General features: G+C 56.3%; 2 pseudogenes. Both read right to left on the reverse strand.

Annotation, left to right across the window (positions count from 1 at the left end):
- Positions 1–68, reverse strand: a pseudogene (locus F7R02_RS27720) (transposase); the annotation flags it as partial.
- Positions 69–140: 72 nt separating this feature from the next.
- A pseudogene (locus F7R02_RS26030) lies at positions 141–270 on the reverse strand (integrase core domain-containing protein); the annotation flags it as partial.

A 270-nucleotide genomic window follows, 5' to 3' on the forward strand; every position in this document is an offset into this window, starting at 1 on the left:
ATCGCCACGCCGCTTTCGGCTTCGCGCAGAAAGCCGATGACCTGCTCGTCAGTAAAACGTTTCTTCACGTCCAATCTCCTCGGGGTAGGGAATTGGACTCCAAACTGAGGCGCTACTCAAAATTGGGTGGACGTCGCGGCTTCGCGCACCTCGTCGAGGCAGGCGAAGAGATTCAGGTCGAGCACTTCCTCGCGGAACGTACGATTGAAGCGCTCAATGAAGGCATTCTGATTTGGCTTTCCCGGCTGGATGTACTGTAGTGCGACGCCA

The organism is Xanthomonas cissicola (genome assembly GCF_008801575.1).
GTDB classification, from domain to species: domain Bacteria; phylum Pseudomonadota; class Gammaproteobacteria; order Xanthomonadales; family Xanthomonadaceae; genus Xanthomonas; species Xanthomonas cissicola.